Raw genomic sequence first — 25,767 nt, forward strand, 5'->3', positions numbered from 1 at the left:
GAAATAAAAAAGGTGAGGTAATTTTGGATGAAGATTAGTGATGGAAATTGGCTGATTCAAGAAAATTTAGCTGTTTTGAATCCATGTCATGTATATGAGATAGAGTCTACGGGAAGTGAACTTACAGCATATGTCGCACAGTATCCGGTGAAAGCGCGCGAAAATCAAATAGATATACCACTAATCACGTTTCATTTTTTTTCGCCGCGTGAAGGTATTATTGGTGTAAGGATGGAGCATTTTACAGGAATTTACCCCAAAACACCGGAATTTAGTTTGCAACGAGATCAAGCTGTAACGGTTCATTGTGTGAATGATGCTAAAAAAGCCAGTTTGAGCAGTGGACCTTTATCGGTAGAAATTGATAAGGAAAAACTATGGCAGGTTGATTTTATGCATGAGGGTCAGCGCATTACGGGAAGCGGAACAAAATCAGCTGGTTATGCCAGCGATCGAAAATTGGGAACGAAAACTATATTTGATCGGCTGGATTTAAGTGTGGGTGAAGTGGTATACGGTCTTGGTGAACACTTTACGTCTTTTGTGAAAAATGGACAGGCGGTTGAGACTTGGAATCGCGATGGCGGGACCAGTACGGAGCAGGCTTATAAAAACATCCCTTTTTATGTAACCAATCAAGGCTATGGTGTTTTTATCAATGATCCAGGAAATGTGTCATTTGAAGTTGCCTCGGAAAAAGTATCTAAGGTACAATTTTCTGTGCCAGGTGAAGTGTTAGAATATTATGTTATAGCAGGGCCGACACTCAAACAGGTTCTGGAACGTTATACGGCATTGACTGGCAAACCAGCTTTGCCGCCAGCCTGGTCATTTGGGTTGTGGCTCTCCACGTCATTTACAACGAATTATGATGAAGCTACTGTTAATCATTTTATCGACGGCATGAAAGAGCGTTCGCTGCCGGTGCATGTTTTTCATTTTGATTGTTTTTGGATGAAAGGACTTCATTGGTGTGATTTCACATGGGATAAAGATGTTTTTCCTGAACCAGAGGCGATGCTTAGACGTTTGAAAGAGAAAGGTCTTAAAATTTGTGTTTGGATCAATCCGTATATCAGTCAGCAGTCGCATTTGTTCAAAGAGGGAATGGATCACCATTATTTTATTACGAATAAAGCGGGAAATGTATGGCAATGGGATAAATGGCAGCCGGGGCAGGCAATTGTTGATTTTACCAATCCAGCGGCGTGCAGATGGTATACAGATTGTCTGCGCAAATTAATTGCAATGGGGGTCGATTGTTTTAAGACGGATTTTGGTGAACGGATTCCAACAGATGTGGTTTATTATGATAGTTCTGATCCGTTGAAAATGCATAATTATTATGCTTACCTATATAATAAGGTAGTCTTTGATGTTTTAAAAGAAATACAAGGCGAAAAAGAAGCAGTCGTTTTTGCTCGTTCGGCGAGTGTGGGCAGTCAAATGTTCCCCGTTCATTGGGGCGGTGATTGTTATGGAACTTATGAATCTATGGCGGAAAGTTTGCGGGGAGGACTCTCACTTGGCTTATCTGGTTTTGGTTTTTGGAGTCATGATATTGGCGGCTTTGAAAATACGGCACCAGCGCATGTTTACAAACGGTGGTGCGCGTTTGGTCTTCTGTCAAGCCATAGCAGGCTGCATGGCAGTAAATCTTATCGAATTCCTTGGGCTTATGATGAAGAAGCGGTGGATGTTTTGCGATTTTTCACAAATTGGAAATGTCGCTTGATGCCATATCTTTACCAGATGGCAGTGCTGGCTGCGACGCAGGGACTGCCGATGATGCGGGCTATGATATTGGAATTTCAGGATGATTTAGGTTGTGAATCTTTGGATCGACAGTATATGCTGGGGGATTCTATTTTGGTGGCACCTGTTTTTCGTGAAGATGGCAAGGTTTCGGTATATCTGCCAAAAGGTCAGTGGACGCATTTATTTACGGGGGAAAGCATATCTGGAACAGGCTGGCGAAATGAAATCTATGACTTTAAAAGTTTGCCAATTTATATAAAGGAAAATACGCTCTTGGCAATCGGAGCAAATACACAAAAGCCGGATTATGATTATTTAGCCGGATTGGAGCTGCATTTATTTGAACTTCAGGCTGGCAATCATGCTGTGTGTGTGATCCGAGATTTAACAGGAGCGGTTTCACTAGAGGTTCGCGTTGAAAGAGAGGCTGCCGTCTGTAATGTTACATTTTCGAAACTTATCCAGCCTTGTGTGATGGTGGTACATGGTTATAAAAAAATAAAACTTGATTCTACTTTAGCGAGGTCTGTCGAAATAGTTGCTGATCGAATTTTGGTACAAGCGGGAACAAAAGCGTTCTCCTTTATAATAGAAGAAATATAACAAATTTGTTTTTGAATAAATTTTCAAAATGTCAGCAAGATAAAAGGAGCGAAAAAATGAGTACATTTGTAGAGGAAAGTAAAATATCTGCTAACGCATTAAATGATACAGCAATGCAGGTTTTATCACGCACGGAAAAGATTGGTTATGGTTTAGGTGATGCAGCAAGTCATATTGTTTTTGATAATGTCATGTTTTATATGATGTTTTTTTACACAGATATCGTTGGTCTGCCTGCTGGTTTTGTTGGTACCATGTTTTTACTGGCAAGAGGATTGGATGCTGTGGTAGATCCGATTATGGGGCATATCACTGATCGAACGCGAACCAGATGGGGACAGTTTAGGCCTTATATTTTATTTGGAGCGCTGCCATTTGCTGTGTCTTGTATCTTAGTTTATACAACACCAAATTTTGCGATGGATGGGAAGATGATCTTTGCAGCGATTACCTATGTCTTATTGATGCTTTTATATACGGTAGTCAATATTCCCTATTGTGCACTTGGTGGTGTTATTACAGCTGAGCCGACGCAGCGGATGTCGTTGCAGTCCTATCGTTTTGTTTTGGCAACAGCTGGCGGTATGTTGAGTACCGTACTCATGACACCTCTGGCGGAATTCATTGGTGGCAGCAATCGTGCTCTTGGCTATCAAGGTGGGATTACAATTTTGGCCGTGGCTGCCTGCATTATGCTGGTTTTATGTTTTTATTTTACAAAAGAAAGAGTGACAGTTACAGAGGCTTATCATTCTAGTATGTGGAATGATTTAAAGGATTTGATAAAAAATGATCAATGGCGTATTGTGGCGGGGTTCACAATCTTGAATATTTTGGCTGTGTCGGTTCGCGGTGGAGCTATGATGTATTATGTAACGTACATTTTAGGCAATGCTGGTTATTTTGCTGTTTTTCTTGGGACGTATTCCGTGGGCAATCTGCTAGGCAGTGCTTTGGCTAAACCAGTTACAGATCGTATCTGTAAAGTGCGTGTTTTTGGCTGGACAAATTTAATTTTAGCTGTTATCAGTTTTGTGATGTTTTGGATTCCCATGCAGTCCGTTGTTATGATGTTTATTTTTGTCTTTTTTATTGGAATACTACATCAAATGATTACACCAATTCAATGGGTTATGATGTCTGATACTGTTGAATATGGTGAGTGGAAGAGCGGTAAACGCCTTACTGGCATTAGCTTTTCTGGCATACTTTTTGTTTTAAAACTGGGATTAGCCATTGGCGGGGCTTTAATTGGCTGGGTATTGGCCGGATCCAGTTATCAAGCGGGAGCAACAACACAGGGAAGTGCTGCTCTGAGTGGAATCGTTGCTTTATTTACTGTAGTTCCAGGGATAGCCTATTTTCTTAGCTTCCTTTTGACACACAAATATATTTTAAAGAAGAATATATTGCAGAAAATTTTGTCCGAGCTTCAATTGGTTACTAAGACCGATATATAAACTTCGCTTAAAAGAGGGTGTTGCAGCATTTTTGCAGCATCCTTTTTATATCATTTCAAATTATATTGTTATATGGCTTAATGTTTCGTTAAGTTCATTAATATATAGATGGATAAAATTTCTTTGACAAATGAACAAATATTTGGTATATTAATACTCAGAAATCCGATTGTTTTAGTCGGAGATGATTACCGGGTAAAATAAGGAGCGATTTTTGTGAAATTATCAACGAAAGGGCGATATGGAGTTATTGCAATGTATGAACTTGCTTTGCATTACGGTGAAGGTCCCATATCGCTTAAAACGATAGCTGCAAAACAAGATATTTCAGAACATTATTTAGAACAACTTATTTGTACGCTGCGTAATGCTGGTTTTGTTACAAGTATGCGTGGAGCACAGGGCGGTTATTTATTGACCAAAAATCCGGCTGAAATTACGGTCGGGGATATTATTACGGTGATGGAAGGCCCTATTGCGCTTGTGGATTGCCTGCTTACGGATATTACGGACAATCAGTATTGCAATAAAGCCGAACGATGTGTTACTCGTGGTGTTTGGGCTAAAGTCTGTGACAGCATCAGCAGTGTATTGAACTCTATTACTTTGGCAGATTTATGTAAAGATAAACCTTAAGGAGAGATTTTTATAATGAGACACATTTATTTTGACCATGCGTCAACAACCGCAACTGACCCAGCTATAGCGAACGCGATGCTTGAATATATGACGACAAAATTTGGCAATCCATCCAGTCCACATTATTTTGGCCGTCAGGTTCGCAAAGAAGTTGTTGATGCAAGGCAGCAATTGGCTGATCTTATCGGTGCAACCGCAGATGAAATTTTTTATACGAGCGGGGGCAGTGAAAGTGATAACTTTGCTTTGAAGGGGATTGCTTTTGCCAATCAGAAAAAAGGCAATCATATCATTACGACACAAATTGAACATCATGCTGTTTTGCATACTTGTCAGTGGCTCGAAAAGCATGGCTTTACGGTTACGTATTTACCAGTTGATGAATTTGGATTGGTAAGTGTTGAGGCTGTAAAACAGGCGATTACGGATAAAACAATTTTAATCAGCGTGATGTTTGCTAATAATGAGGTTGGCACAATTGAACCTATTGCTGAAATTGGTGCTCTTGCTAAAGCAAAGGGCATTTATTTTCATACAGATGCGGTTCAGGCTGTATCTCATGTGCCAATTGACGTAAAGGCAATGAATATTGATCTATTGTCGTTATCGGGCCATAAATTTTATGGACCAAAAGGAATTGGGGCTCTTTATATTCGCCGTGGAGTGAAGATTGAAACGGTTCAACATGGTGGTGCGCAAGAACGTAAACTTCGTGCTGGTACAGAAAATGTGCCTGCTATTGTCGGTTTGGGTATTGCAGCACAAAAGGCACTCAGTGAGTTGAAAACAGAAAAGAATCGACTGGAAAGTCTGCGCGATAAATTGATTCAGGGCATTGAATCTAAAATACCAGATGCGAAATTAAATGGTCATCGCCTCCAGCGCCTGCCTGGTAATGTAAATTTTAGTTTTCGGTTTGTTGAAGGTGAATCACTCCTATTGACACTTGATATGAAAGGAATTGCTGCTTCGAGTGGTTCGGCTTGCACATCAGGATCGCTAGACCCGTCGCATGTATTATTGGCTATGGGATTAACGCATGAGGTAGCACATGGCTCGTTGCGCCTGACATTAGGACGGGAAAATACAGAAGCAGATATTGATTATATGTTGGAAGTTTTACCGGAAATCGTAGCCAGACTTCGCAGCATGTCACCACTCAATGAAAAGCATACTACGGGAATTATGGCCAGTGAAGGCAAAACATATCAAAAAGCAAACGGCTGACACAATCTGTGCTGTTTTGAAATACAATTCGAGAATATTGCATAAATAGGGGAGAAATAGAATGGGTGCTAGCGATTATAATGAGAAAGTATTGGATCATTTTGCAAATCCAAGAAATGTTGGAGAAATTTTAAATGCGGATGGTATCGGTGAAGTGGGTAATCCGGTTTGCGGTGATATCATGAAGATTTATTTAAAGGTAGAAAATAATATTATTGAAGATGTGAAGTTCAAGACTTTTGGCTGCGGGGCGGCTATAGCTACCAGCAGTATGGTAACGGAACTTGTTAAAGGCAAAACTCTTGAAGCTGCACTGGACGTTACGAATGCAGCTGTAGCAGAGGCTTTGGGTGGATTACCGGCCGTTAAGATGCATTGTTCCAATTTAGCAGCGGATGCTATGCATGAAGCCATAAAAGATTATATGGAACATCATAAAAAATAAGATTTTTTATTTAAAATTTTTAAAATATCTGTTCAGTTTCTCTGTAATGGTTTATACTGTGTATACATGATAATTAAGAAGTTTTGATTGGAAATAATGAATAACAACTAGTAAGGATGAATTTAAATGGGTACTAAACCAACAGTGGTTGTAGCCATGAGCGGAGGGGTGGACAGTTCTTTGACTGCCGCCCTTCTTGTACGTGAAGGCTATAACGTGATTGGCGTGACAATGCGCCTGAGTGATGATAGCAGGGATTATGATGAAAATGAAGATCGCGGATGCTGTTCGCTAAAAGCAGTTGATGATGCTCGGCGTGTGGCGGAGATCATTGGCATCCCGCATTATGTTATGAATTTTCGTGATATGTTTCAAAAAACAGTCGTGGATTATTTCTTGGATGAATATGTTCATGGCAGAACACCAAATCCTTGCATTGCCTGCAACCGTTATGTGAAATTTGAGGGGCTTTTACAAAGATGCCGCGAAATTGGTGCTGACTACGTAGCAACCGGGCATTATGCCAAAATCGAGCAGGATGAACACAGTGGACGATATTTACTTCGTAAAGGGATTGATGTTCTAAAAGATCAGTCCTATGCTTTGTATCATTTGAATCAGAAATCTTTGCAGCATTTTATGATGCCGCTCGGAACGTATACGAAAGTAGAGACTCGTGAGCTGGCGGAAGAATTTAATTTACCGGTAGCACATAAACCAGATAGTCAGGAAATTTGCTTTGTGCCAAATGATGACTATAAAGCGTATTTAGAAGATAAGGTACCTCAGGCACTTCAGCCGGGCAATATTGTCGACTTGCAAGGAAATGTCCTTGGTCGTCATAAAGGGGTGCCGCTGTATACGATTGGTCAGCGCAAAGGTCTTGGTATTGCCGCAAAAACCCCGCTTTATGTTGTTGAACTGAATTTGAAACAGCATTTGGTTGTGGTCGGTGAAGATAAAGATACTTTTACAAATGGACTGATTGCCAATGATATGAACTGGATTACGATTGATGAACTCAAGGATCCAATGCAAGTCATGGCCAAAGTTCGGTATGGCAATAAAGAGGGTGCGGCATTGATTTCGCCGCTTAAGGATGGACTGGTCAAAGTGGTATTTGATAAACCGCAGCGAGCGGTTACACCTGGTCAGTCGGTTGTTTTTTATGAAAATGATTCTGTGGTTGGCGGTGGCAACATCGTGCGAGCTTTCAGCTAGGGCGCCTTTTGTGCAGATAAAAATAGATGTTCTGAATTTTTCACCAGAACATCTATTTTTATGAAAAAAGCTGAAGTCAGTGAAAATTGACTTTATGACTGGAATTTTATATAATTATTTGAATAGTTTTTACTTGAAAAAGTACCTATCTGTAGTGGAGGTCGATTAGTTTGAAATTTATGAGTGGAAATGAACTGCGAGAAAAATATTTGCAGTTTTTTGTTAGTAAAGGTCATCTGAGATTGCAAAGTGCGTCTTTGATACCGGAAAATGATCCAACATTATTAATGGTTGGTGCTGGAATGGCACCGTTTAAACCGTTTTTTACAGGAAAGATGAAGCCGCCTTGTACACGTATTACAACGAGTCAGCGCTGCGTGAGAACTGGTGATATCGAAAATGTTGGTAGAACAGCCCGTCATCAGACTTATTTTGAAATGCTCGGCAATTTTTCGTTTGGTGATTATTTTAAACATGATGCAATTAATTGGGCTTGGGAGTTTTTAACAAAAGAACTTGAATTACCAGAAGACAAATTATGGGTCACGGTTTATCCGAAAGATGAAGAGGCTTATAAGATTTGGGCCGAAGAAACAAATGTAGATCCTTCTCATATTGTTAAGTTGGAAGATAATTTTTGGGAAATCGGGCCTGGTCCATGTGGTCCGGATTCAGAAATTTATATTGATTTAGGTGAAGAACGCGGTTGTGGCAGCTCTGATTGTGCAGTTGGTTGTGATTGTGACAGATACCTTGAAATTTGGAATCTTGTCTTTACACAATATGATAAGAGCGAAGCGGGTGAATATGTACCGCTGGCGAAGAAAAATATTGATACAGGTGCTGGTTTGGAACGTTTGGCATCGGTTATGCAAAATAAAAAGACAAATTTTGAAACAGATTTGTTATTCCCAATCATCGAATATGCAAGTGCCGTTTCCGGTGTTACATATGGCAGCGATGAAGATAAGGATGTTTCCCTGAAAGTTATTGCTGATCATGCAAGAAGTATGACGATTATGATTATGGATGGTATCCTGCCATCTAATGAAGGTCGGGGGTATGTACTTCGTCGCATTTTACGTCGAGCCATTCGTCATGGTAGGATGCTGGGGATTGAAACGAAATTTTTGACGGGCGCTGTGGATGCAGTCCTGAAAATTTATAATGGCGTATTTGCTGAATTGGTAGAAAAACAAGATTATATCAAAAAAGTAATCAGTTTGGAAGAAGATCGTTTCCATACGACACTTGTTCAAGGCATGGAACTTTTAAGCGGGCATATTGAACAATTACAAGCCGATAAAAAAACTGTTTTAAGTGGTGAAATTGGCTTTAAGTTGTATGATACGTTTGGTTTCCCTTGGGAACTTACAGATGAAATTTTGCACGAAAATGATATGACGCTGGATAAAGATGCCTTTGATAAGGCAATGCAGCAGCAGCGCCAAAGAGCTCGGGCGGCACGCCACGAAAATACAAGAGTGGCAATACCGGATTTACGCGGTCTTGATACGGAAAAATTATTGATAGATCCAACTGTGAAAGAAGCGAAAATTGTTTGTATTTGGAAAGATGGCCAGATGGTCGATTCAGTCAATGATGGCGAAGAAGCGGGGATGGTCTTTGATGTTACGCCGTTTTATGCAGAAGGCGGCGGACAGGTCGGCGATGCGGGTATTCTTGAAGGTCAATTTGGCAAGGTAAGTGTTTCAAATACAAAAAAATTGCCAAATGGAACCGTTTATCATATTGGTTATGTAGAAGAAGGTATCATTAAAGTTGGTGATACAATCAAAATAGAATTAGATGAAATAAAAAAACTTGCTTCGGCGCGTAATCATACAGCAACACATTTACTACAGGCTGCTTTGAAATCTGTCGTTGGTGAACATGTGAACCAAGCAGGGTCTTCTGTTAACGCAGAGCATTTGCGTTTTGATTTTTCTAGTTTTGAACCGGTTAGCAAAGAGCAGTTGCAGGAAGTAGAGGCAATCGTTAATACGGAAATCTTAAAAGGTACTGCTGTTGATATTTGCCAAATGAGTCAATCCGAAGCAAAAGAAAAAGGTGCAATGGCACTTTTTGGTGAAAAATATGGCGATGTTGTTCGCGTGGTATCGGTTGCTGATTTCAGTATGGAATTGTGCGGTGGGTCACATGTGGAAAATGTGGGGCAAATCGGCTTGTTTAAAATCATGAGTGAATCTGGAGTCGCATCGGGTGTGCGCCGGATTGAAGCGGTGACTGGCAGGGTTTCTATGGAGTATGCAAATAAACAGATTCAAACTTTGCAGGTGATTTCCGATAAATTAAAAACCCGACCTGATGAAGCAGCAGCGCGAGTGGATGCGATTTTAAGCAACATCAAGGATTTAGAACAGGAACTCACTGCATTTAATGAAACAAGAGCAAAGGAAGCAACGCAAAAACTTTTGTTATCAGCTGAAAATTATGGTGAAGTTCAAGTTGTCATTGCGAAAGCTACGGCTAGCGATATGGATGAATTGCGCAATATTGCTGATATGGTTTGTGATCAATTAACGTGTGGTACAGTTGTGCTTGCAGCTGTTAATGACGGGAAAGTTAGTCTTGTTGTTAAAGTGAGTAAAGCAGCTGTTGCGAAAGGCGTTCATGCCGGAAAAATTATTAAAGATGCAGCGAAGCTTGTTGGCGGCGGTGGTGGCGGTCGCCCAGATATGGCACAGGCTGGCGGAAAAATACCGGAAAAGCTGGCGGATGCTTTTATAGCGGCGGCAGCTATTATAAAAGAACAAATTCACTAAGTCTAATCAAGGGAGATGGGGCAGATCTTACAGTCTGCTCTATCTTTATTTTTCATACTGGACAGGAAATCATGAATGAAACAAGAATATAAACTATAAGTATCTAAAATATAAATAATGCATTAGATTTTTACTGCAAGTACTATTTACCGCGTTATTTATACTATATTTACGGAAATAGCAAATGATCTGTGTTTTGAGGGGAGGACTCAATAATGGCTAATATGGAAGAAACAATGATGTTTAAGTTTGGTGCCGATGAAAATAAAGCAGCAAATGTTCTTAAAAAAGTATGTCAGGCTATGGAAGAAAAAGGTTATAATCCAATCAATCAGTTGGTTGGTTATTTGTTGTCAGGTGATCCTGCTTATGTGACGAGTCACAATGATGCCAGGAGTATGATTCGAAAACTGGAACGAGATGAGCTGTTAGAAGAGCTCATTCGATCTTACATTGCAACGAATAAATAAGTATAGTGATAATAATGGAGGACGTATGCGGATAATAGCGCTTGATGTTGGTGATCGTACAATTGGTATTGCTGTGAGTGATGAACTGATGTTTACAGCACAAGGAGTGGAGACGATTCGCCGTACATCTTTAGATCGTGATTTGAAACGCCTGGGTGAGTTGATGGAGCAGTATGAGACCAATACGTTACTTGTTGGGTTACCTAAAAATATGGATGGTACCATAGGGGTACGCTGCGAAATTGTCAAAGCTTTTACGCAAGAGATTACAAATGTGATGCCGGAGACGAAAATCATTTTTTGGGATGAACGGTTATCTACTGTTGCAGCATCGCGCTCTTTGATTGCCGCTGATGTAAGCAGGGCAAAACGAAAAAAAGTCATTGATAAAATGGCGGCAGTTTTTATCTTACAGGGATATTTGGATGGTCGTTCATAAATTCTTGACAGAGCGAAGTTTCTAGGTTAGAATGTTAGCAAAGAATGGGTTTATACGGACCTAAAAATACTATGAGGTGAATTGAATGACAGATAAAGAAAAAGATTTAATTGATGAAGCAGAAGAAATGGTTGTTGTTATGACCGATGAAGACGGTAATGAGTTTTATTATCGCGAAGAAATGATCATACCAGTTGGCGACAAGAAATTTGCTTTACTCGTAGGTATTCATGAAGATGAAGAAGATGTATCCGAGGAAGCTCATGAACATGAACATGAAGATTGCGGCTGTGGCTGCGGTTGTGACGATGAAGAAGATGTATTGATTGCGAAAATCGTAACCAATGAAAATGGCGAAGATGAATATATCGACCCTACGGATGAAGAATTCGAAGAAGTTCAAAAAGCATATGATGCAATTATGGATGAAGAAGAAGCCGAAGATAAAGAATAAAAGCGAATAAATAACTTTTTAAGTCGTCCCTGTCTTGTTGATTGGGACGATTTATTTTTTTATTTGTAAATTTAAATTGATCGCAGCAGGAATCTTATGTTTTAAATGGAATTAAATAATAAATACTATTTATAGTGAGTGAATTTAAAAAATAGCAGTAATCAAATTTTTTTGTTTGTTGCTATTTTTTTTAGAAGTTATTTTACGTAGATACTTTGTACGATATTCTCAAGAAATCATTTAATACAGTTCTTATTGATACCAAGCATTAAAAATGCCAATTTTTTTAAAAGATTATACAACGTGTAAGATTTTATGATGTGTATGGCGGTCGTGGTGTCCATTCAATGAACGTAATCGATTAAAGGAGAGATGTACAATGCAATGGCTGCATAATCTAAAGGTGAAGAAAAAACTATTTATTTTGATGTTTGTATTTATTTGTGGATTAATAAGTATTGGGGTTATGGGCTTTTATTATTTACGGCAAGCAAATGAGAATTTTGAAAATTTATATCAGGTGGATTTAAAAAAAGTTGAGCAGGCATCACAAGGCTGCGTACTGATTCGCGAAATTCAGGGAGATATGTTTCTTTTAATGAGTACCACCTATCCTGAGGAAGAAAAAAAATTAATGGGCGAAATTAATAATCTAACCTTAAAATTTGATGAAACTCTTAAATCTTATGAACAGCTGCCTCTAAACTCTATGGAACAAGGAAATTTAAAAGAATTGAGAGATGCGATCAATGATTATCGTGTGGTCAAAAAGAGGGTTATTGAATTAGCTACAACTGGTCAGGATCAAGCGGCTCGACAATTATATCGGGATAAAGGCGAAGTCATAGCCGATGATTTTGTACAGCACTTAAATGATATGACAATTAAATCACAAGCGAATGCGGATGAAATGGCGGCTGCATCACATACGGCATTCCAGCAGGCAAAAATGGTATTTATTCTTTTTGTTTTGTGTCTGACTGTGATCGGGCTTATTTTAGGCAGCCTTATTATTCGACAAATTGTTACGCGCTTAAATGATGCAGTGGATTTTTTAGATGAAATTGCGACAGGCGATTTTTCACGCGATGTAAGTGCAGCTCACAGCCTTGAAGATCATAGTGAATTTGGTCGTTTATCAAGGTCAATTGATCAAATGAATAAGCATATTCGTGCGTTGATTAAGAATATTTCTACTACGGCTGAGAACTTAGCATCGGCATCTGAGGAACTATCTGCTACAGCTGAGCAATCAGCACAAGCTTCAGAACAAGTAGCTCAGTCGATTACAACGGTTGCGAAGGGATCGGAAAAGCAATTGCATATGGCGAACGAAACGAGTCTTACGATTGAAGAAATGGCAAAAGGAATTCAGCAAGTAGCTCAAAATAGTATGGTTGCGACGCAGTCGGCTGAAAAAACATCAATTTCGGCAACCAGCGGCGGTTCAGCTATTGAACAAACAATCGATCAAATGAAAGTCATTGAGCAAAAAACGGATCATACAGCCAATGTTATCAGTGAATTGGATGCTCGTTCACAGCAAATTGGTCAGATTGTTGAGGCCATTACGACGATTGCCGACCAAACCAATTTACTGGCTTTAAATGCAGCAATTGAAGCTGCTAGAGCAGGTGAGGCGGGGCGTGGTTTTTCTGTTGTAGCTGAAGAGGTTCGTAAGCTGGCGGAACAATCTGCCCAGTCTGCTAAGGAAATTACGGAGTTGATTCATGAAATTCAGGAACGAACCAATAGTGCGGTTTCGTTTATGAATGATAGTAAAAAAGAAGTTAAAGCTGGTGCGGAAGTGGCGAATCTTGCTGGTGAAAATTTCGCTGAAATATTAACAAGGGTGAGTGAGATTACAAATCAAATTCATGAAATTTCGGCGGCGAGTGAGGAACTTACCAGTGGAACGGATACGGTGGTAATGAGCGCTCGACATACCATAAAGGAAAGTGAAAAAGCAGCGGAAGAAACCGAGTCTATTTCAGCGGCAACGGAGCAGCAATCGGCGGCTGTTGAGGAAATTGCGACAGCGAGTAAACATTTGGCTGATATGGCGATGGAACTGCAAAATTCAATTTTGAAGTTCAAGGTTTAAGTTCTGACTTATAGGTCATGGAAAGAAAATGTACTCATCTGTGAAAGGTAAGTACATTTTTTTTTCGTAAAAAAATATTGTAATTGTTATGTGGTTTTCGTATAATTAAAAGATATGTAAAAGCGTCTAGAGTTAAGGAGAGGGTTTTGTGTCGGAAATAAAAGAGAAGTTACAATTATCAAAAGGTATTGTATTAGGGAGTATCATACTTTTCATTTTTATGATTTTTACATATGGCTGCATGCATCAATCTCATACGGCGGCGGCTTCTAATGAGCAGTCGAAGGTGAAGTCCGTTTATATTCGTGTAAAACCAGGGATGGATGCTGAAAAAATTGCCAACCTGTTGCGAGATCGGAACGTCATTGATAATGTCTATATGTTTAGAATTATGGCGAAGGTGGAAGGCTTAGATAATAATTTAAAGACGGGTGATTATCAGTTACAGACAAATATGACATATAAGGAAATTCTTGAGGTTTTAGTTAGTGGGAAAACGGCGATGATGTCAATTATGATTCCTGAAGGTTATAATGTCGAGCAAATTGCTAAAACCTTGCAAGATAAGGGGATTGTTAGTGCCAAAGATTTTGAAAAAGCTGCTACCGATTTTGCACCATACGACTATATAACAAAAGCGCATGATGTGAAATATCGAGTGGATGGTTTTTTATTTCCCGATACCTATGAAATTGCTGGAGATTTTACGGCAATGGATATTCTTACATTAATGGCGAAGGAATTTGATCATAAATTAACGCCGGAAATGCGTTCACGGGCGACAGCAATGAATTTATCGATTCGCGACTTGGTAATTTTGGCCTCCCTTGTTGAAAAAGAAGCGCAAGTGGAAGAAGATCGTCCTATCATCGCACAAGTATTTATGAATCGGTTGCGCGAAAAGATGCCGCTGCAATCGTGTGCGACCATTCAATATATTTTGGGGAATCCGAAAGCAGAATTGTCTATTCAGGATACGCAGATTAAATCGCCTTATAATACGTATCTGAATATGGGGCTGCCACCGGGTCCTATTGCCAATCCGGGACTTGCATCTATTAAAGAAGTTTTATATTCTGAACCAACAGAGTATTTATATTTTGTGGCGGATAAGCATGGGAAACATCATTTTAGCAAAACATATCAAGAACATTTACAAACGATAGACCGGGTGGAATAAAATGGAGTATTTGTTACGAGAAATGGAAGAGTATGCTGTAGTGCATCATGTACCAATTATTAATGTAAACGGCAAAGCATTCCTTATAGAGACCGTTGCAGCCAAACGACCGCATCGTGTATTGGAGATTGGTACGGCAATTGGATATTCTTCGCTTTTGATTGCAGAAAATAGTGCAGATGATATTCAAATCACTACTTTGGAGTTAAATGAAGAGCGTGCCGCGACGGCAAGAAAATTTATGAATCAGTCAAGATACAGTGAACAAATTACAATTTTACTTGGTGATGCGGCGGTAAACATTGATACACTGCAAGATGTATATGATCTTGTTTTTATTGATGCTGCCAAAGGGCAGTATCTTACGTATTTTAATAAGATATTACCGCATCTGGCAGCAGACGGTGTTGTTGTTGCAGATAATGTACTATTTCGTGGATATGTACGGAGCAGTGAAAAACCACCGCGTCGTTATAAAACAATTGTAACGAGATTGAAAAAATATATCGAAATAGTTGAAAACCATCCTGAGTTTGAGACGGTGATCCATGAGCAAGGGGATGGTTTAGCTGTTTCTTATAGGAGGAAGAATAGTGGAAAAACCTGAATTATTAGCACCAGCAGGAAATTTAGAAAAATTGAAAGTAGCTCTTTTATATGGTGCTGATGCAGTGTATTTGGGCGGAAAAGCTTTTGGACTAAGGGCTTTTGGTGGAAATTTTACGAATGAAGAACTTAAAGAGGGGGTTGACTTTGCCCATTCTTTACATAAAAAAGTATATGTGACAGTTAATATATTTCCACATAACAGTGATTTAGAAGCACTGCCGGATTATCTGCTTTTTTTAGATCGTATAAAAGTTGATGCTGTTTTGGTAGCTGATTTGGGAATCTTTATGATGGCTCGCAGTCTTGTGCCAAATTTGCCGCTGCATATCAGTACACAATCGAATAATACCAATTGGGCGGCAGTGAATGCCTGGGATGATCTAGGAGCGACTCGGGTTGTGCTGGCACGCGAGATGTCTTTGGCTGAAATTAAAGAAATTCGTGAAAAATCAAAGGTGGAACTGGAAATGTTTGTGCATGGAGCGATGTGCATTTCGTATTCTGGTCGATGTCTTATGAGTAATTATTTTACAGGCCGCGATGCGAATCGTGGAAGCTGTGCACAACCTTGTCGTTGGAAATACAGCTTGGTTGAGGAGAAACGTCCTGGTGAATACTTCCCGGTAGAAGAAGATGACCGAGGTACCTATATTTTTAATTCTAAAGATATGTGTCTTTTGCCGCATATTGATGAAGTGATTGCAAGCGGAGTCACTAGTTTGAAAATTGAAGGTCGTATGAAAAGTGTTCATTATGTGGCAAGTATTGTGAAAGCATATCGTCAAGCAATTGATAGTTATTGTGAAAATCCGGTGCAGTTTAAAATTGAGCAGGCATGGATCGATGAACTTCACAAAGTATCACATCGTGCCTATACAACTGGTTTTTATTTTAATAAACCAACCGAAGATGATCAGATTTACAGTACATCTTCTTATACGCAGACGTCTGATTTTATTGGTTTCGTATTAAGCTATGATGAAAAAACAAAAATGGCAGTGGTTGAACAACGTAATAATATGAAACTTGGTCAGGAGATTGAAGTCTTTCAGCCGTGCGGCGAATTGTTTAAACAGACGATTCAACAAATGTTTGATGAGACGGGACTGCCCATTGTTGTAGCACCACATGCCCAACAAGTGGTGACGATCGTCATGACACAAAGCGTAGAGCCGCATTCTATTTTGCGGCGAGACATCAAAGCATGAATGAGATTATAAAATTGAAAATTTCTCCCAAGAATATTAATTTTTTTAATCGCATTATGGAAGGTTACGAGTACCTTGGTGTCGTAACAACATTAGATAAAAATGCGGGTATTTTAATCATTAGCACTACAAAAGATTTTTATGAAGATGTTTTGGGAATTGTTGAAAATATGCCCATGCCTGTGATTCGTATAAAATCTTCCTGATCAGACTGGTTATATATCATTTTGGTATATGACCAGTTTTTTTATTGGCAGTTTTGTGAAAACGACGTATAATTAAAGATAAAATTCATTATATTATGATGAAGGTGGTGAGTTTTTATGACGGAGCAAAAAATACGATATTTTGCCAGTGCAGCAGGCCGTGTTCAAGGGGTTGGTTTTCGTTATTTTGTGCAAACAAATGCAATGGAACTTGATGTTACAGGCTGGGTGCGCAATATGGATGACGGTAGCGTAACAATGGAAATTCAGGGAACCGAGGAACAACTTGAAAAACTTGTTGCGCGAATAAAAAAGGGTAGTGCGTTTATTAAAGTGAAAAATATGGAATTAACACAGATTGATGTGATCGATCAAGATAAAAAATTTGCTATTTTGTATTGATTATACCGCTGTGTGGTTTAAATCCGCGTTGCAGGATTGAATACTGAAATGATTTATGGTATAATAATGGGACTTATTGTCATGTTACTTTTTAGGTGAGGCAGTGATCTTATTGAAAAAAATATTGGTATTGCATGGTCCCAATTTGAATTTACTTGGTAAACGTGAACCGGAAATTTATGGCTCAATGACATTGGCAGATATAAATGAACTGCTGTATCAGAGAGGCCGACAAGGCGAGGTTCTAATAGATGCTGTGCAAAGCAATCACGAAGGTGTACTGGTAGATACTATTCAAAGTGCAGCTGAGCAAGGGTATCAATTTATTATTTTTAATGCAGCAGCTTTTACACATTACAGCATTGCTTTGCGTGATGCGATTGCGGGCGTTACGGTCCCTGTAATTGAGGTGCATTTATCAAATATTCATAAACGAGAAGAATTTCGACATCATTCTGTGATAGCACCTGTGGTAATGGGGCAGATTTGTGGTTTTGGTGCTGACAGTTATCTGGCGGCATTAGAAATTGTTTTACGTAAATTAAAATAGGGAGGCGTGCCGATGGATGCACGTTTAGAAAAACTGCGCGAGCTTCTAAAAAATCAGGGCTTAGATGCAGTCGTTATCAACAAAGTAGAGAATTTGCATTATTTTAGCGGCTTTACGGGGGATGACACAATATTGGTCGTTTCACAGAAAGCTGCCATACTTATTACAGATTTTCGTTATATGGAACAGGCAAGGCAGCAAAGTAAGTTTTTTCAGTTGATCGAACATAGCAAGGGGCTTTTGCCAAAAACGGCCGAGGTACTTATGGGGTTAGAACTCAAAAATATAGGCTTTGAGGGCAATGCACTTACGTATAACGACTTTTCTCTTCTTAAAAAAATGCTAAACGGAGTGGACTTTAAACAAGCTGTGGAGCTTGATACGCTTCGTATGATTAAAGATGAACAAGAAATTGCTCTTTTGCAAAAAGCCGTTGAAATCAGTGACCGGGCTTATGAACATATTTTAACGATTCTTCGACCGGGAATTTCCGAAATTGAAATTGCCGCCGAATTAGAAAATTGTATGCGTCGTTTAGGGTCGGAGAAACCAGCCTTTACGACAATTGTTGCATCGGGTGAACGAGGCAGTCTGCCGCATGGAATTGCTACCGATAAGTTGATTGTTGACGGAGATTTTGTTACAATGGATTTCGGTGCTGTTTATAAAGGCTATCATTCGGATATCACACGGACTGTATGTGTTGGTAGTGCCGATGATAAGCAACGTAAAATTTATGAGATAGTATTACAAGCGCAGCTTTTAGGTGTCGAAAAAGTACAGATTGGCAGTTCTGGTCAAGCTGTAGATGCTGATGTACGCCGCTATATTATGGACGCAGGGTATGGCCGCTTTTTTGGTCATGGACTTGGGCATAGTGTAGGTCTTGAAATTCACGAGCTTCCAAGGCTTTCACCGTCAAGTACGTGTGAACACTTAGAAGAAAATATGCTGGTCACTGTAGAACCGGGGATTTATTTGCCGGGGTGGGGCGGCATAAGAATTGAAGATACTGTTTTGGTTACGACACTCGGCGGTCGACCGTTGACGCAAAGTAACAAGCAATTAGTAGAAATTAAGTAAATCTGATTAAGATGATAGTGGAGGGCGTAATTAATGATTTCTAGTAGTGATTTCCGTACAGGATTAACACTTGAATTTGACAATGGTGTATGGCAGATTGTCGATTTCCAACATGTAAAACCAGGTAAAGGTGCTGCTTTTGTTAGAACAAAAATTAAAAATGTAAGAACAGGTGCTGTTGTTGAACGTACCTTTAACCCGAATGAAAAATTGCCAAGAGCTCATATTGAAACAAACGAAATGCAATACTTATATGAAGCAGATGGTGTATACACATTTATGGATAATGAAAGCTATGAACAGGTTGAGCTTAGTAAAGATCAACTTGGTGATGCTTTGCAATATCTGAAAGAAAATATGAATATTAGTTTGCAAACTCATAAAGGTACTATTATTGGTATTGCATTACCAAATTCGGTTGATTTAGAGGTAACTGAATGTGAACCAAGTATCAAAGGTGATACAGCGACTGGTGCTACTAAAATAGCAACCTTGGAAACAGGCTATACTGTGCGTGTACCTTTGTTTATTAATTTGGGTGATGTTTTACGCATTGATACTCGTACAGGAAATTATCTTGAAAGAGCGTAGAATATGAATAAAAAATCCGATGAAGATGAAAATTCTTCATCGGATTTTTTTACACAGTTGGAGGATTTACTGCGTTTGATAGCGAATTTTAAAGAAATAGAGTAAGTTCAGCTTGAGCTATATTCTTGGTTGCTTATGAATAAAAATAATAAATTTTTACATAATTAGTAGGATAGAATTTGTATATTAAGTATTTGTTTGTTATAATTTAGGTATAATGAACAGATGGGGTGAATCAACAAAATAAGGGAGGTTTCTATCATGGATAAAAATATGGAAAAGAAAGAAATGCAGGGTAGTCTTGGTTCTATTCGTATTGCAGATGAGGTCGTTAGCATTATTTCAGGCCTGGCTGCGACAGAAGTAGCTGGTATTGCGGGCATGAGTGGAGGCCTTGTTGGCGGAATTGCCGAAATGCTTGGTAAAAAGAATTTCGCCAAAGGTGTTAAGGTTGAGGTGGGGGAACGTGAAGCCGCTGTTGATCTATATATTATTGTGAAATATGGCGTGCGAATCCCAGATGTTGCTTTAGCTGTACAGGAAAATGTAAAAACAGCAATTGAAACCATGACTGGATTACGTGTTGTGGAAGTTAATATTCATGTGCAGGGTGTAGGTTTTCCTGAGGATGCAAAAGAAGAAGAAGTCAGAGTACGCTAGGGAGAGGTATAAATATGGGAGTCATAAATCGAATTCTTTTATTTATATACACAATTGCGTTTGCTGTATTGTCCTTGGCAATTGTTGTTTTGTGTACAGGGGTTATTCCAATTGATTTGGTATGGAATAATTTTTTATATCTTTGTGGACGCTATGAAACAGGCATTGCAGCCTTTGCTGTATTTTTAGTTAGTATACAACTTATGGGCGTCAGTTTCAGTTCCAATAAAAAAGTAAAGTATGCCAGTGAAGCAATCCTTATTCATGGAGATTTGGGTGATGTGTCTGTGGCTGTAGATGCTGTCAAAAATTTAGTGGATAAGACAGCAAGAGCGGTTCGCGGGATACGTGATGTAAAGGTTCGTGTTTTAGTTGAAGCTGCAAAAGGTGCAATTGATACAAATGTAAGTGTACATTTAACAGTTGTCATTGGGCAGGAAATCAATGTTACGGAGATTTCTGATCAGCTGCAAACAGCTATAAAAGAAAATGTGAAAAACATTTTAGGCCTAGAAACTTTGACCGTTACGATTGCAGTGGACAATATAACGAATGTAGCGCTGCAGAAACAGCGTGTTATGTGATGTTTGCTGCATTACACAATGAGGTGACAGAGTGAAGGAAGATATGAAGAATTTTATGGAAGCAGTCTGGAAAAATCATCGCGGTAGATTTATCGGAACTATCACAGGACTTTTTATTGGATTGTCTGTTTTAGTTTTTGGCTTTTTTAAGACTTTGTTCGTGTTGATTTGTGCTGTTATAGGACTCTATATAGGTGGTAAGATTGATCATCACGAAGACTTGTTTCGGCTTTTAGAAAAGCTGATTCCCACTAGATTTAGATGATAGAAAATGAATCGTTATAAAATGTTGTTTTAAAAGGAAGGTACGTTATGAGTCGTAGACAAGCCAGAGAGGTAGCGCTGCAGGCGTTATTCCAATTGGATTATAATGAAATAGATCAAACCGATGCGTATGATGCTGTATTAAGTGAGACACCTGTACTCAGTGATTCCGCAAGAGAATATGCAAAGCTGCTTCTTGATGGAACCAAAGCACATCTTGCCGAAATTGATGCATGGATTACAAAAAATTCCACCGAGTGGAAAGTTGATAGAATGCCAGGGGTTGATCGCAATATTACGCGAATCGCTGTTTTTGAATTGCAGTTTAGTGAAGAGAAAATGGCACCAAACATTATTATCAATGAAGCCGTTGAACTGGCAAAGAAGTTCGGGACAGATGCATCAGCACGTTTTGTAAATGGAATTTTAGGGTCAATGTTAAAGTGAAAAAAATTTATTTTTCGTTTCAATATGGATATTGTAGCAAAATTGTTGCTGTAAATTTATTTTAAATTTGCCAGGCTTTGGTCTGGCTTTTTTCTTATTATAGTATGTAAAGTAAGGAGCTATGACCGTTTTGAATATTTATGGTGTGAATGAAATTACAAAACATATAAAAACTATCATGGAACAGGATTTTACGCTGCAAAATTTGATGGTGCGAGGCGAAATTTCAAATTTTAAACAGCATTATTCCGGTCATTGCTATTTTACATTGAAAGATAGTAGTTCAAGCCTTAAATCTGTGATGTTTCGTGGTAAAGCACAATATCTGAAATTCATGCCGACCAATGGTATGAAAGTCGTTGCCAATGGGTCTATATCAGTTTATGAGCGTGACGGGGCATATCAGATGTACGTTGATATGCTGATACCAGAAGGTGCAGGTGAGCTGAGTGTTGCTTTTGAACAGCTTAAAACAAAATTGACACAGGAAGGGCTTTTTGAGAAAATCCATAAAAAAAGTCTGCCTATTCTGCCAAAAACAGTGGGGATTATTACTTCAGCGACTGGAGCTGTTTTACGAGATATTTATAAAGTTTCGAAGCGGCGCAATCCAAATGTGCAGTTAGTTTTGTATCCAGTCCAAGTTCAAGGACTTGAATCCGCATCACAAATTGTTCAAGCTGTGAAGTTTTTTAATAAAAAATTTCCGGTTGATGTTCTAATTATTGGACGTGGCGGCGGTTCGATGGAAGATCTTTGGTCTTTTAATGAAGAAAAAGTGGTACGGGCGATTTTTGCCTCAAAAATACCAGTAGTGTCTGCTGTTGGACATGAAACGGATTATACATTGTCAGATTTTGTAAGTGATATACGGGCAGCAACACCATCACAGGCGGCTGAATTGATTGTTCCAGATGCACGAGAATTGACCCGTTATATACAATCGCTATTTATTCAGGCTGATTTACAGATACGTCATACGCTGCAGACGAAAAAAACTCGTCTGATGGTTTGTTTAAAGAGTAAGACGCTGCAAAAACCACAACTTCTATTGCAGGAAAAAAGACAGCACCTCGATGATTCATTCGAAAAAGTAGAACAATTGAAGACGAGGCTGCTTGTCGAAAAAAAACATAAAATGAATGTAGTTTTAGAAAAACTACACATACTCAATCCCGCTGCTGTTTTAAAAAGAGGGTATGGTATTGTGAAAATAGAAAGAAAAATTGTGTATAATATAGATGCTGTAAAACCGGGACAGAAACTTGCCGTAATACTTAGTGATGGCAGTTTTGATGCAATTGTCGCGGGTGTTAGAAAGGGGCAGGTTCTGTATGGCGAAAAGTAAAAAAATATCGTTTGAAGCATCTTTGGAAAATTTAGAAGAACTTGTTAAAGATTTAGAAGCTGGCGATATTAGTTTAGAGACTCTTCTGGATAAATATACACAGGCAGTCTTGCTTTCAAAGACATGTCTGGATCAGTTAAATCAGACTGAAGCTGCCATTGATAAGATGGTACAGGAAAATAAGGGTGAAATTCAGGAATCAATATTGAATATAGAAGGAGAGTAGTTTATGTTTAAAACGTATTGGAATGAAAAATTACAATTGGTTGAAGCTGAATTGGCTCAAATTATTCCTCCGAAGTCAGCTCTTTCAAGTACTTTGTGCGAAGCCATGAATTATAGTCTTATGGCTGGCGGGAAAAGACTTCGTCCAGTCTTACTTATTGCGGCAGCTGATGCAGTGGGTGGGCAGGGGGATTCTTTTGTGAAATCTGCCTGTGCCATTGAAATGATACACACCTATTCTTTGATTCATGATGATTTACCAGCTATGGATAATGATGATTATCGGCGTGGTAAGCTGACCAACCACAAAGTATATGGTGACGGGATGGCTGTACTAGCTGGAGATGCGCTGCTTACAATGGCTTTTGAAGTTTTGTGCAGTCAAAAAAATGTAAACGCAGAAAATCGGCTTCGTGTTGTTCAGGAAATGAGCTTTTCGGCAGGACCAAATGGAATGGTTGGTGGACAGGCTATTGATCTTTTATCAGAAAATAAAAGAATTGATATGAATACTTTAAAGCAAATGCATGAAGCGAAAACAGGAGCTCTGTTTTGCGCAGCAATTCGTTCCGGTGCTATTTTAGCGAATGCGACGGAACGTGAGGTTGATGCGCTGACGCTCTATGCGGAAAAATTCGGTTTAGCTTTTCAAATTACGGATGATATATTGGATGTTATCGGTTCAGCAGAAAAAATTGGTAAACCAGTGGGTAGTGACGAACGCAACCATAAATCTACGTATGTTACATTGACATCCTTAGCAGAGGCAAAAAAAATGGCGGCGGAAGCTGTTGCGGATGCGTTACATTCTTTAGACATTTTTGGAAGCCAAGCCGATTTTCTGAGGTCAATCGTACAGTATTTGGAGTCACGTGATAAATAAAATATAGATTCTAAAGGAAAGTGTGTTGGTGAAAATGAATCATATATTAGATACGATAGATACTCCTGATGCATTAAAAAACCTTTCATTGGGAGAACTGAAAAAACTTGCCCAGGAACTTCGTGGGTTTATTATACAAAATGTTGCAAAAACTGGTGGACATCTCGCACCAAGCTTAGGCGTAGTCGATCTTACGGTAGCACTTTATAAAGTTTTTAACTGCCCCAGTGATAAGATTGTTTGGGATGTTGGACACCAGGCTTATGCCCATAAAATCTTGACCGGTCGTCGTGACGTATTTCATACGCTGCGACAATCTGGTGGTATAACTGGGTTCCCTAACCGGAGTGAAAGCAAATATGATAGTTTTGGCGTGGGTCATTCGAGTACATCCATCTCTGCAGCACTGGGAATGGCGATTGCACGTGATTTAGATCATAAAAAAAATCATGTTATCACGGTTATCGGTGATGGGGCCTTAACGGGCGGTGAAGCTTTCGAAGCACTCAATCATGCTGGAGATTTGGGTAAAGATCTTATTGTTATTTTAAATGATAATGAAATGTCTATTGATCGGAACGTTGGAGCTATGTCAGAATATTTATCGAAGATGCGTACAGCTCCTAAGTATAATAAAGCCAAAAAAGATTTAGAAGGACTTTTGCGGCGGATACCGGCTATTGGTGATACAGTTCTTAAAACGGCTGAACATATTAAAGATAGTGTTCGTTTTTTCCTTGTTCCCGGGGGGCTGTTTGAAGAAATGGGCTTTACCTATGTAGGACCGATCGATGGAAATAATATGGAGATATTATTGGAGGTTCTTGAAAAGGCGAAAAAAATGCATGGACCAATTCTTATCCATACATTAACGAAAAAAGGAAAAGGCTATTTACCGGCTGAAATCGAACCGGATAAATTTCATGGAATTGGCAAATTTGATATTGCCAGTGGCGAACCAAATAAAGCGGCAACTAATATTCCGTCTTATACGTCTATTTTTAGCAAGGCGTTGATTGAACTCGCACAGACAAATGAAGACATTGTAGCTATTACAGCCGGAATGCCATCGGGGACAGGTCTTAAAAAATTTGGCGAATTTTATCCAACTCGTTTGTTTGATGTAGGAATCGCTGAACAGCATGCGATTACATTAGCGGCTGGGCTGGCTTCGCAGGGTAAAAAGCCCGTCGTTGTGCTTTACTCGACGTTTGCTCAAAGAGCATATGATCAAATATTGCATGATGTTTGTCTACAGAATTTGCCGGTGGTCTTAGGTCTTGACAGGGCTGGTCTGGTGGGTGAAGACGGTCCGACACATCATGGTGTCTTTGATTATTCTTATCTTAGGCACATGCCTAATTTGACGATCATGGCACCAAAAGACGAAAATGAGCTTCGGCAGATGTTAGGTACGGCAATTGCGATGGATGGACCGGTTGTGCTTCGCTACCCTCGTGGCTGTGGACTCGGTGTTCCGATTGAGGCAGATTTTAGTGGAATTCCCATTGGCAAAGCTGAGCAAATTCGTTCGGGCGGGAAAATTGCTTTTGTGGGTATTGGAAGTATGGTAGATGCCTGCGCGAAGGCAAGTGATTTGCTTCGTGTCGCTGGTGTTGAGTCGACGGTGATCAATGCGCGCTTTGTGAAACCGCTTGATCATATTTTGCTGCAGCAACTGGCGAGGCAAATGGATGTAATTGTAACGGTAGAAGATAATGTATTGGCAGGCGGTTTTGGTTCTGCGGTATTGGAATTACTAAATGAAGATCAACTAAATGATGTAAAAGTGCTGCGATGCGGTCTGCCTGATCATTTTATTGAACAGGGCAGCAGGACTGAGCTTTTGCAAAAATATAATTTAACAGGTGAAACGATTGCGGCAATGGTGCGCAATTTTATTCAGTAAGTTTCACTTTTT

Annotated in this window: 27 protein-coding genes; all 27 read left to right on the top strand. The window is 39.3% G+C overall.

Going from position 1 to position 25,767, the window contains the following annotated elements:
• The first annotated feature begins 27 nt into the window (after positions 1-27).
• The 27 genes from yicI (at position 28) to dxs (ending at position 25,755) form a co-directional block, all read left to right on the top strand.
• Positions 28-2,361 carry an alpha-xylosidase gene (yicI, locus tag F606_RS0106095; RefSeq protein WP_019552991.1) on the top strand — a complete coding sequence of 778 codons (2,334 nt, stop codon included), beginning with the start codon at positions 28-30 and terminating at the stop codon, positions 2,359-2,361.
• Between the two features lie 56 nt (positions 2,362-2,417).
• Complete coding sequence (locus F606_RS0106100; protein ID WP_019552992.1) at positions 2,418-3,821, top strand: glycoside-pentoside-hexuronide (GPH):cation symporter; 1,404 nt, start codon at positions 2,418-2,420, stop codon at positions 3,819-3,821.
• Between the two features lie 216 nt (positions 3,822-4,037).
• Positions 4,038-4,457 carry an RrF2 family transcriptional regulator gene (locus F606_RS0106105; protein ID WP_019552993.1) on the top strand — a complete coding sequence of 140 codons (420 nt, stop codon included), beginning with the start codon at positions 4,038-4,040 and terminating at the stop codon, positions 4,455-4,457.
• A gap of 15 nt (positions 4,458-4,472) precedes the next feature.
• The gene (nifS, locus tag F606_RS20695; protein ID WP_019552994.1) at positions 4,473-5,687 is read left to right on the top strand and encodes a cysteine desulfurase NifS; all 1,215 of its coding nucleotides are present in this window, start codon (positions 4,473-4,475) and stop codon (positions 5,685-5,687) included.
• Positions 5,688-5,748: 61 nt separating this feature from the next.
• On the top strand, positions 5,749-6,132 hold the full coding sequence (nifU, locus tag F606_RS0106115; protein WP_019552995.1) for a Fe-S cluster assembly scaffold protein NifU: 384 nt from the start codon (positions 5,749-5,751) through the stop codon (positions 6,130-6,132).
• 126 nt (positions 6,133-6,258) lie between these two features.
• Entirely contained in the window at positions 6,259-7,353 is a 1,095-nt protein-coding gene (gene mnmA / locus F606_RS0106120) for a tRNA 2-thiouridine(34) synthase MnmA (RefSeq protein ID WP_019552996.1), read from the top strand.
• Between the two features lie 170 nt (positions 7,354-7,523).
• A complete protein-coding gene (gene alaS / locus F606_RS0106125) occupies positions 7,524-10,139 on the top strand; it encodes an alanine--tRNA ligase (protein ID WP_019552997.1) in 2,616 nt (871 codons plus the stop codon).
• Between the two features lie 215 nt (positions 10,140-10,354).
• On the top strand, positions 10,355-10,609 hold the full coding sequence (locus F606_RS0106130; RefSeq protein WP_019552998.1) for an IreB family regulatory phosphoprotein: 255 nt from the start codon (positions 10,355-10,357) through the stop codon (positions 10,607-10,609).
• Between the two features lie 25 nt (positions 10,610-10,634).
• On the top strand, positions 10,635-11,048 hold the full coding sequence (gene ruvX / locus F606_RS0106135) for a Holliday junction resolvase RuvX (protein ID WP_019552999.1): 414 nt from the start codon (positions 10,635-10,637) through the stop codon (positions 11,046-11,048).
• An 85-nt stretch (positions 11,049-11,133) separates the two neighbouring features.
• Positions 11,134-11,502: a DUF1292 domain-containing protein gene (locus tag F606_RS0106140; protein ID WP_019553000.1), complete on the top strand. Its 369-nt coding sequence runs from the start codon at positions 11,134-11,136 to the stop codon at positions 11,500-11,502.
• Positions 11,503-11,881: 379 nt separating this feature from the next.
• Positions 11,882-13,606: a HAMP domain-containing methyl-accepting chemotaxis protein gene (locus F606_RS0106145; RefSeq protein WP_019553001.1), complete on the top strand. Its 1,725-nt coding sequence runs from the start codon at positions 11,882-11,884 to the stop codon at positions 13,604-13,606.
• A 148-nt stretch (positions 13,607-13,754) separates the two neighbouring features.
• Positions 13,755-14,786, top strand: a complete 1,032-nt coding sequence (mltG, locus tag F606_RS21940) for an endolytic transglycosylase MltG (protein ID WP_019553002.1) — start codon at positions 13,755-13,757, stop codon at positions 14,784-14,786.
• Position 14,787: 1 nt separating this feature from the next.
• A complete protein-coding gene (locus tag F606_RS0106155; RefSeq protein ID WP_019553003.1) occupies positions 14,788-15,393 on the top strand; it encodes an O-methyltransferase in 606 nt (201 codons plus the stop codon).
• Positions 15,380-16,603 carry a peptidase U32 family protein gene (locus F606_RS0106160; protein WP_019553004.1) on the top strand — a complete coding sequence of 408 codons (1,224 nt, stop codon included), beginning with the start codon at positions 15,380-15,382 and terminating at the stop codon, positions 16,601-16,603. The genes F606_RS0106155 and F606_RS0106160 overlap by 14 nt, the downstream gene beginning before the upstream one ends.
• Positions 16,600-16,809, top strand: a complete 210-nt coding sequence (locus F606_RS0106165; RefSeq protein WP_019553005.1) for a DUF4911 domain-containing protein — start codon at positions 16,600-16,602, stop codon at positions 16,807-16,809. The genes F606_RS0106160 and F606_RS0106165 overlap by 4 nt, the downstream gene beginning before the upstream one ends.
• Before the next feature lie 117 nt (positions 16,810-16,926).
• Entirely contained in the window at positions 16,927-17,211 is a 285-nt protein-coding gene (locus F606_RS0106170) for an acylphosphatase (RefSeq protein ID WP_019553006.1), read from the top strand.
• Between the two features lie 112 nt (positions 17,212-17,323).
• Positions 17,324-17,761 carry a type II 3-dehydroquinate dehydratase gene (aroQ, locus tag F606_RS0106175; RefSeq protein WP_019553007.1) on the top strand — a complete coding sequence of 146 codons (438 nt, stop codon included), beginning with the start codon at positions 17,324-17,326 and terminating at the stop codon, positions 17,759-17,761.
• 12 nt (positions 17,762-17,773) lie between these two features.
• Positions 17,774-18,844 carry a M24 family metallopeptidase gene (locus F606_RS0106180; protein ID WP_019553008.1) on the top strand — a complete coding sequence of 357 codons (1,071 nt, stop codon included), beginning with the start codon at positions 17,774-17,776 and terminating at the stop codon, positions 18,842-18,844.
• A gap of 33 nt (positions 18,845-18,877) precedes the next feature.
• On the top strand, positions 18,878-19,435 hold the full coding sequence (efp, locus tag F606_RS0106185) for an elongation factor P (RefSeq protein ID WP_019553009.1): 558 nt from the start codon (positions 18,878-18,880) through the stop codon (positions 19,433-19,435).
• A gap of 261 nt (positions 19,436-19,696) precedes the next feature.
• Positions 19,697-20,095: an Asp23/Gls24 family envelope stress response protein gene (locus F606_RS0106195; protein ID WP_019553011.1), complete on the top strand. Its 399-nt coding sequence runs from the start codon at positions 19,697-19,699 to the stop codon at positions 20,093-20,095.
• A 14-nt stretch (positions 20,096-20,109) separates the two neighbouring features.
• Positions 20,110-20,679 (top strand): alkaline shock response membrane anchor protein AmaP, encoded by a 570-nt coding sequence (amaP, locus tag F606_RS0106200; protein WP_019553012.1) that lies wholly within the window; start codon positions 20,110-20,112, stop codon positions 20,677-20,679.
• 31 nt (positions 20,680-20,710) lie between these two features.
• Positions 20,711-20,944: a DUF2273 domain-containing protein gene (locus F606_RS0106205; RefSeq protein WP_019553013.1), complete on the top strand. Its 234-nt coding sequence runs from the start codon at positions 20,711-20,713 to the stop codon at positions 20,942-20,944.
• 47 nt (positions 20,945-20,991) lie between these two features.
• Positions 20,992-21,390 carry a transcription antitermination factor NusB gene (nusB, locus tag F606_RS0106210; RefSeq protein WP_019553014.1) on the top strand — a complete coding sequence of 133 codons (399 nt, stop codon included), beginning with the start codon at positions 20,992-20,994 and terminating at the stop codon, positions 21,388-21,390.
• 130 nt (positions 21,391-21,520) lie between these two features.
• Positions 21,521-22,738 carry an exodeoxyribonuclease VII large subunit gene (gene xseA, locus F606_RS0106215; protein WP_026329275.1) on the top strand — a complete coding sequence of 406 codons (1,218 nt, stop codon included), beginning with the start codon at positions 21,521-21,523 and terminating at the stop codon, positions 22,736-22,738.
• Positions 22,725-22,964 (top strand): exodeoxyribonuclease VII small subunit, encoded by a 240-nt coding sequence (gene xseB / locus F606_RS0106220; protein WP_019553016.1) that lies wholly within the window; start codon positions 22,725-22,727, stop codon positions 22,962-22,964. Before xseA ends, xseB begins: the two co-directional genes overlap by 14 nt.
• Before the next feature lie 3 nt (positions 22,965-22,967).
• A complete protein-coding gene (locus F606_RS0106225; RefSeq protein WP_019553017.1) occupies positions 22,968-23,846 on the top strand; it encodes a polyprenyl synthetase family protein in 879 nt (292 codons plus the stop codon).
• A gap of 34 nt (positions 23,847-23,880) precedes the next feature.
• Positions 23,881-25,755: a 1-deoxy-D-xylulose-5-phosphate synthase gene (dxs, locus tag F606_RS0106230; protein WP_026329276.1), complete on the top strand. Its 1,875-nt coding sequence runs from the start codon at positions 23,881-23,883 to the stop codon at positions 25,753-25,755.
• Positions 25,756-25,767: the final 12 nt, after the last annotated feature.

The sequence above is a fragment of the Propionispira raffinosivorans DSM 20765 genome, from assembly GCF_000381065.1.
Lineage (GTDB): Bacteria > Bacillota > Negativicutes > Selenomonadales > Selenomonadaceae > Propionispira > Propionispira raffinosivorans.

Coding starts and splice junctions, on each gene's coding strand:
- F606_RS0106140 (WP_019553000.1), top strand. CDS start 11,134: ATGACAGATAAAGAAAAAGATTTAATTGATGAAGCAGAAGAAATGGTT.
- yicI (WP_019552991.1), top strand. CDS start 28: ATGAAGATTAGTGATGGAAATTGGCTGATTCAAGAAAATTTAGCTGTT.
- efp (WP_019553009.1), top strand. CDS start 18,878: ATGATTTCTAGTAGTGATTTCCGTACAGGATTAACACTTGAATTTGAC.
- nifS (WP_019552994.1), top strand. CDS start 4,473: ATGAGACACATTTATTTTGACCATGCGTCAACAACCGCAACTGACCCA.
- F606_RS0106225 (WP_019553017.1), top strand. CDS start 22,968: ATGTTTAAAACGTATTGGAATGAAAAATTACAATTGGTTGAAGCTGAA.
- F606_RS0106155 (WP_019553003.1), top strand. CDS start 14,788: ATGGAGTATTTGTTACGAGAAATGGAAGAGTATGCTGTAGTGCATCAT.
- dxs (WP_026329276.1), top strand. CDS start 23,881: ATGAATCATATATTAGATACGATAGATACTCCTGATGCATTAAAAAAC.
- amaP (WP_019553012.1), top strand. CDS start 20,110: ATGGGAGTCATAAATCGAATTCTTTTATTTATATACACAATTGCGTTT.
- F606_RS0106180 (WP_019553008.1), top strand. CDS start 17,774: ATGGATGCACGTTTAGAAAAACTGCGCGAGCTTCTAAAAAATCAGGGC.
- xseB (WP_019553016.1), top strand. CDS start 22,725: ATGGCGAAAAGTAAAAAAATATCGTTTGAAGCATCTTTGGAAAATTTA.
- F606_RS0106130 (WP_019552998.1), top strand. CDS start 10,355: ATGGCTAATATGGAAGAAACAATGATGTTTAAGTTTGGTGCCGATGAA.
- F606_RS0106195 (WP_019553011.1), top strand. CDS start 19,697: ATGGATAAAAATATGGAAAAGAAAGAAATGCAGGGTAGTCTTGGTTCT.
- F606_RS0106100 (WP_019552992.1), top strand. CDS start 2,418: ATGAGTACATTTGTAGAGGAAAGTAAAATATCTGCTAACGCATTAAAT.
- mnmA (WP_019552996.1), top strand. CDS start 6,259: ATGGGTACTAAACCAACAGTGGTTGTAGCCATGAGCGGAGGGGTGGAC.
- F606_RS0106170 (WP_019553006.1), top strand. CDS start 16,927: ATGACGGAGCAAAAAATACGATATTTTGCCAGTGCAGCAGGCCGTGTT.
- nifU (WP_019552995.1), top strand. CDS start 5,749: ATGGGTGCTAGCGATTATAATGAGAAAGTATTGGATCATTTTGCAAAT.
- ruvX (WP_019552999.1), top strand. CDS start 10,635: ATGCGGATAATAGCGCTTGATGTTGGTGATCGTACAATTGGTATTGCT.
- F606_RS0106145 (WP_019553001.1), top strand. CDS start 11,882: ATGCAATGGCTGCATAATCTAAAGGTGAAGAAAAAACTATTTATTTTG.
- F606_RS0106165 (WP_019553005.1), top strand. CDS start 16,600: ATGAATGAGATTATAAAATTGAAAATTTCTCCCAAGAATATTAATTTT.
- nusB (WP_019553014.1), top strand. CDS start 20,992: ATGAGTCGTAGACAAGCCAGAGAGGTAGCGCTGCAGGCGTTATTCCAA.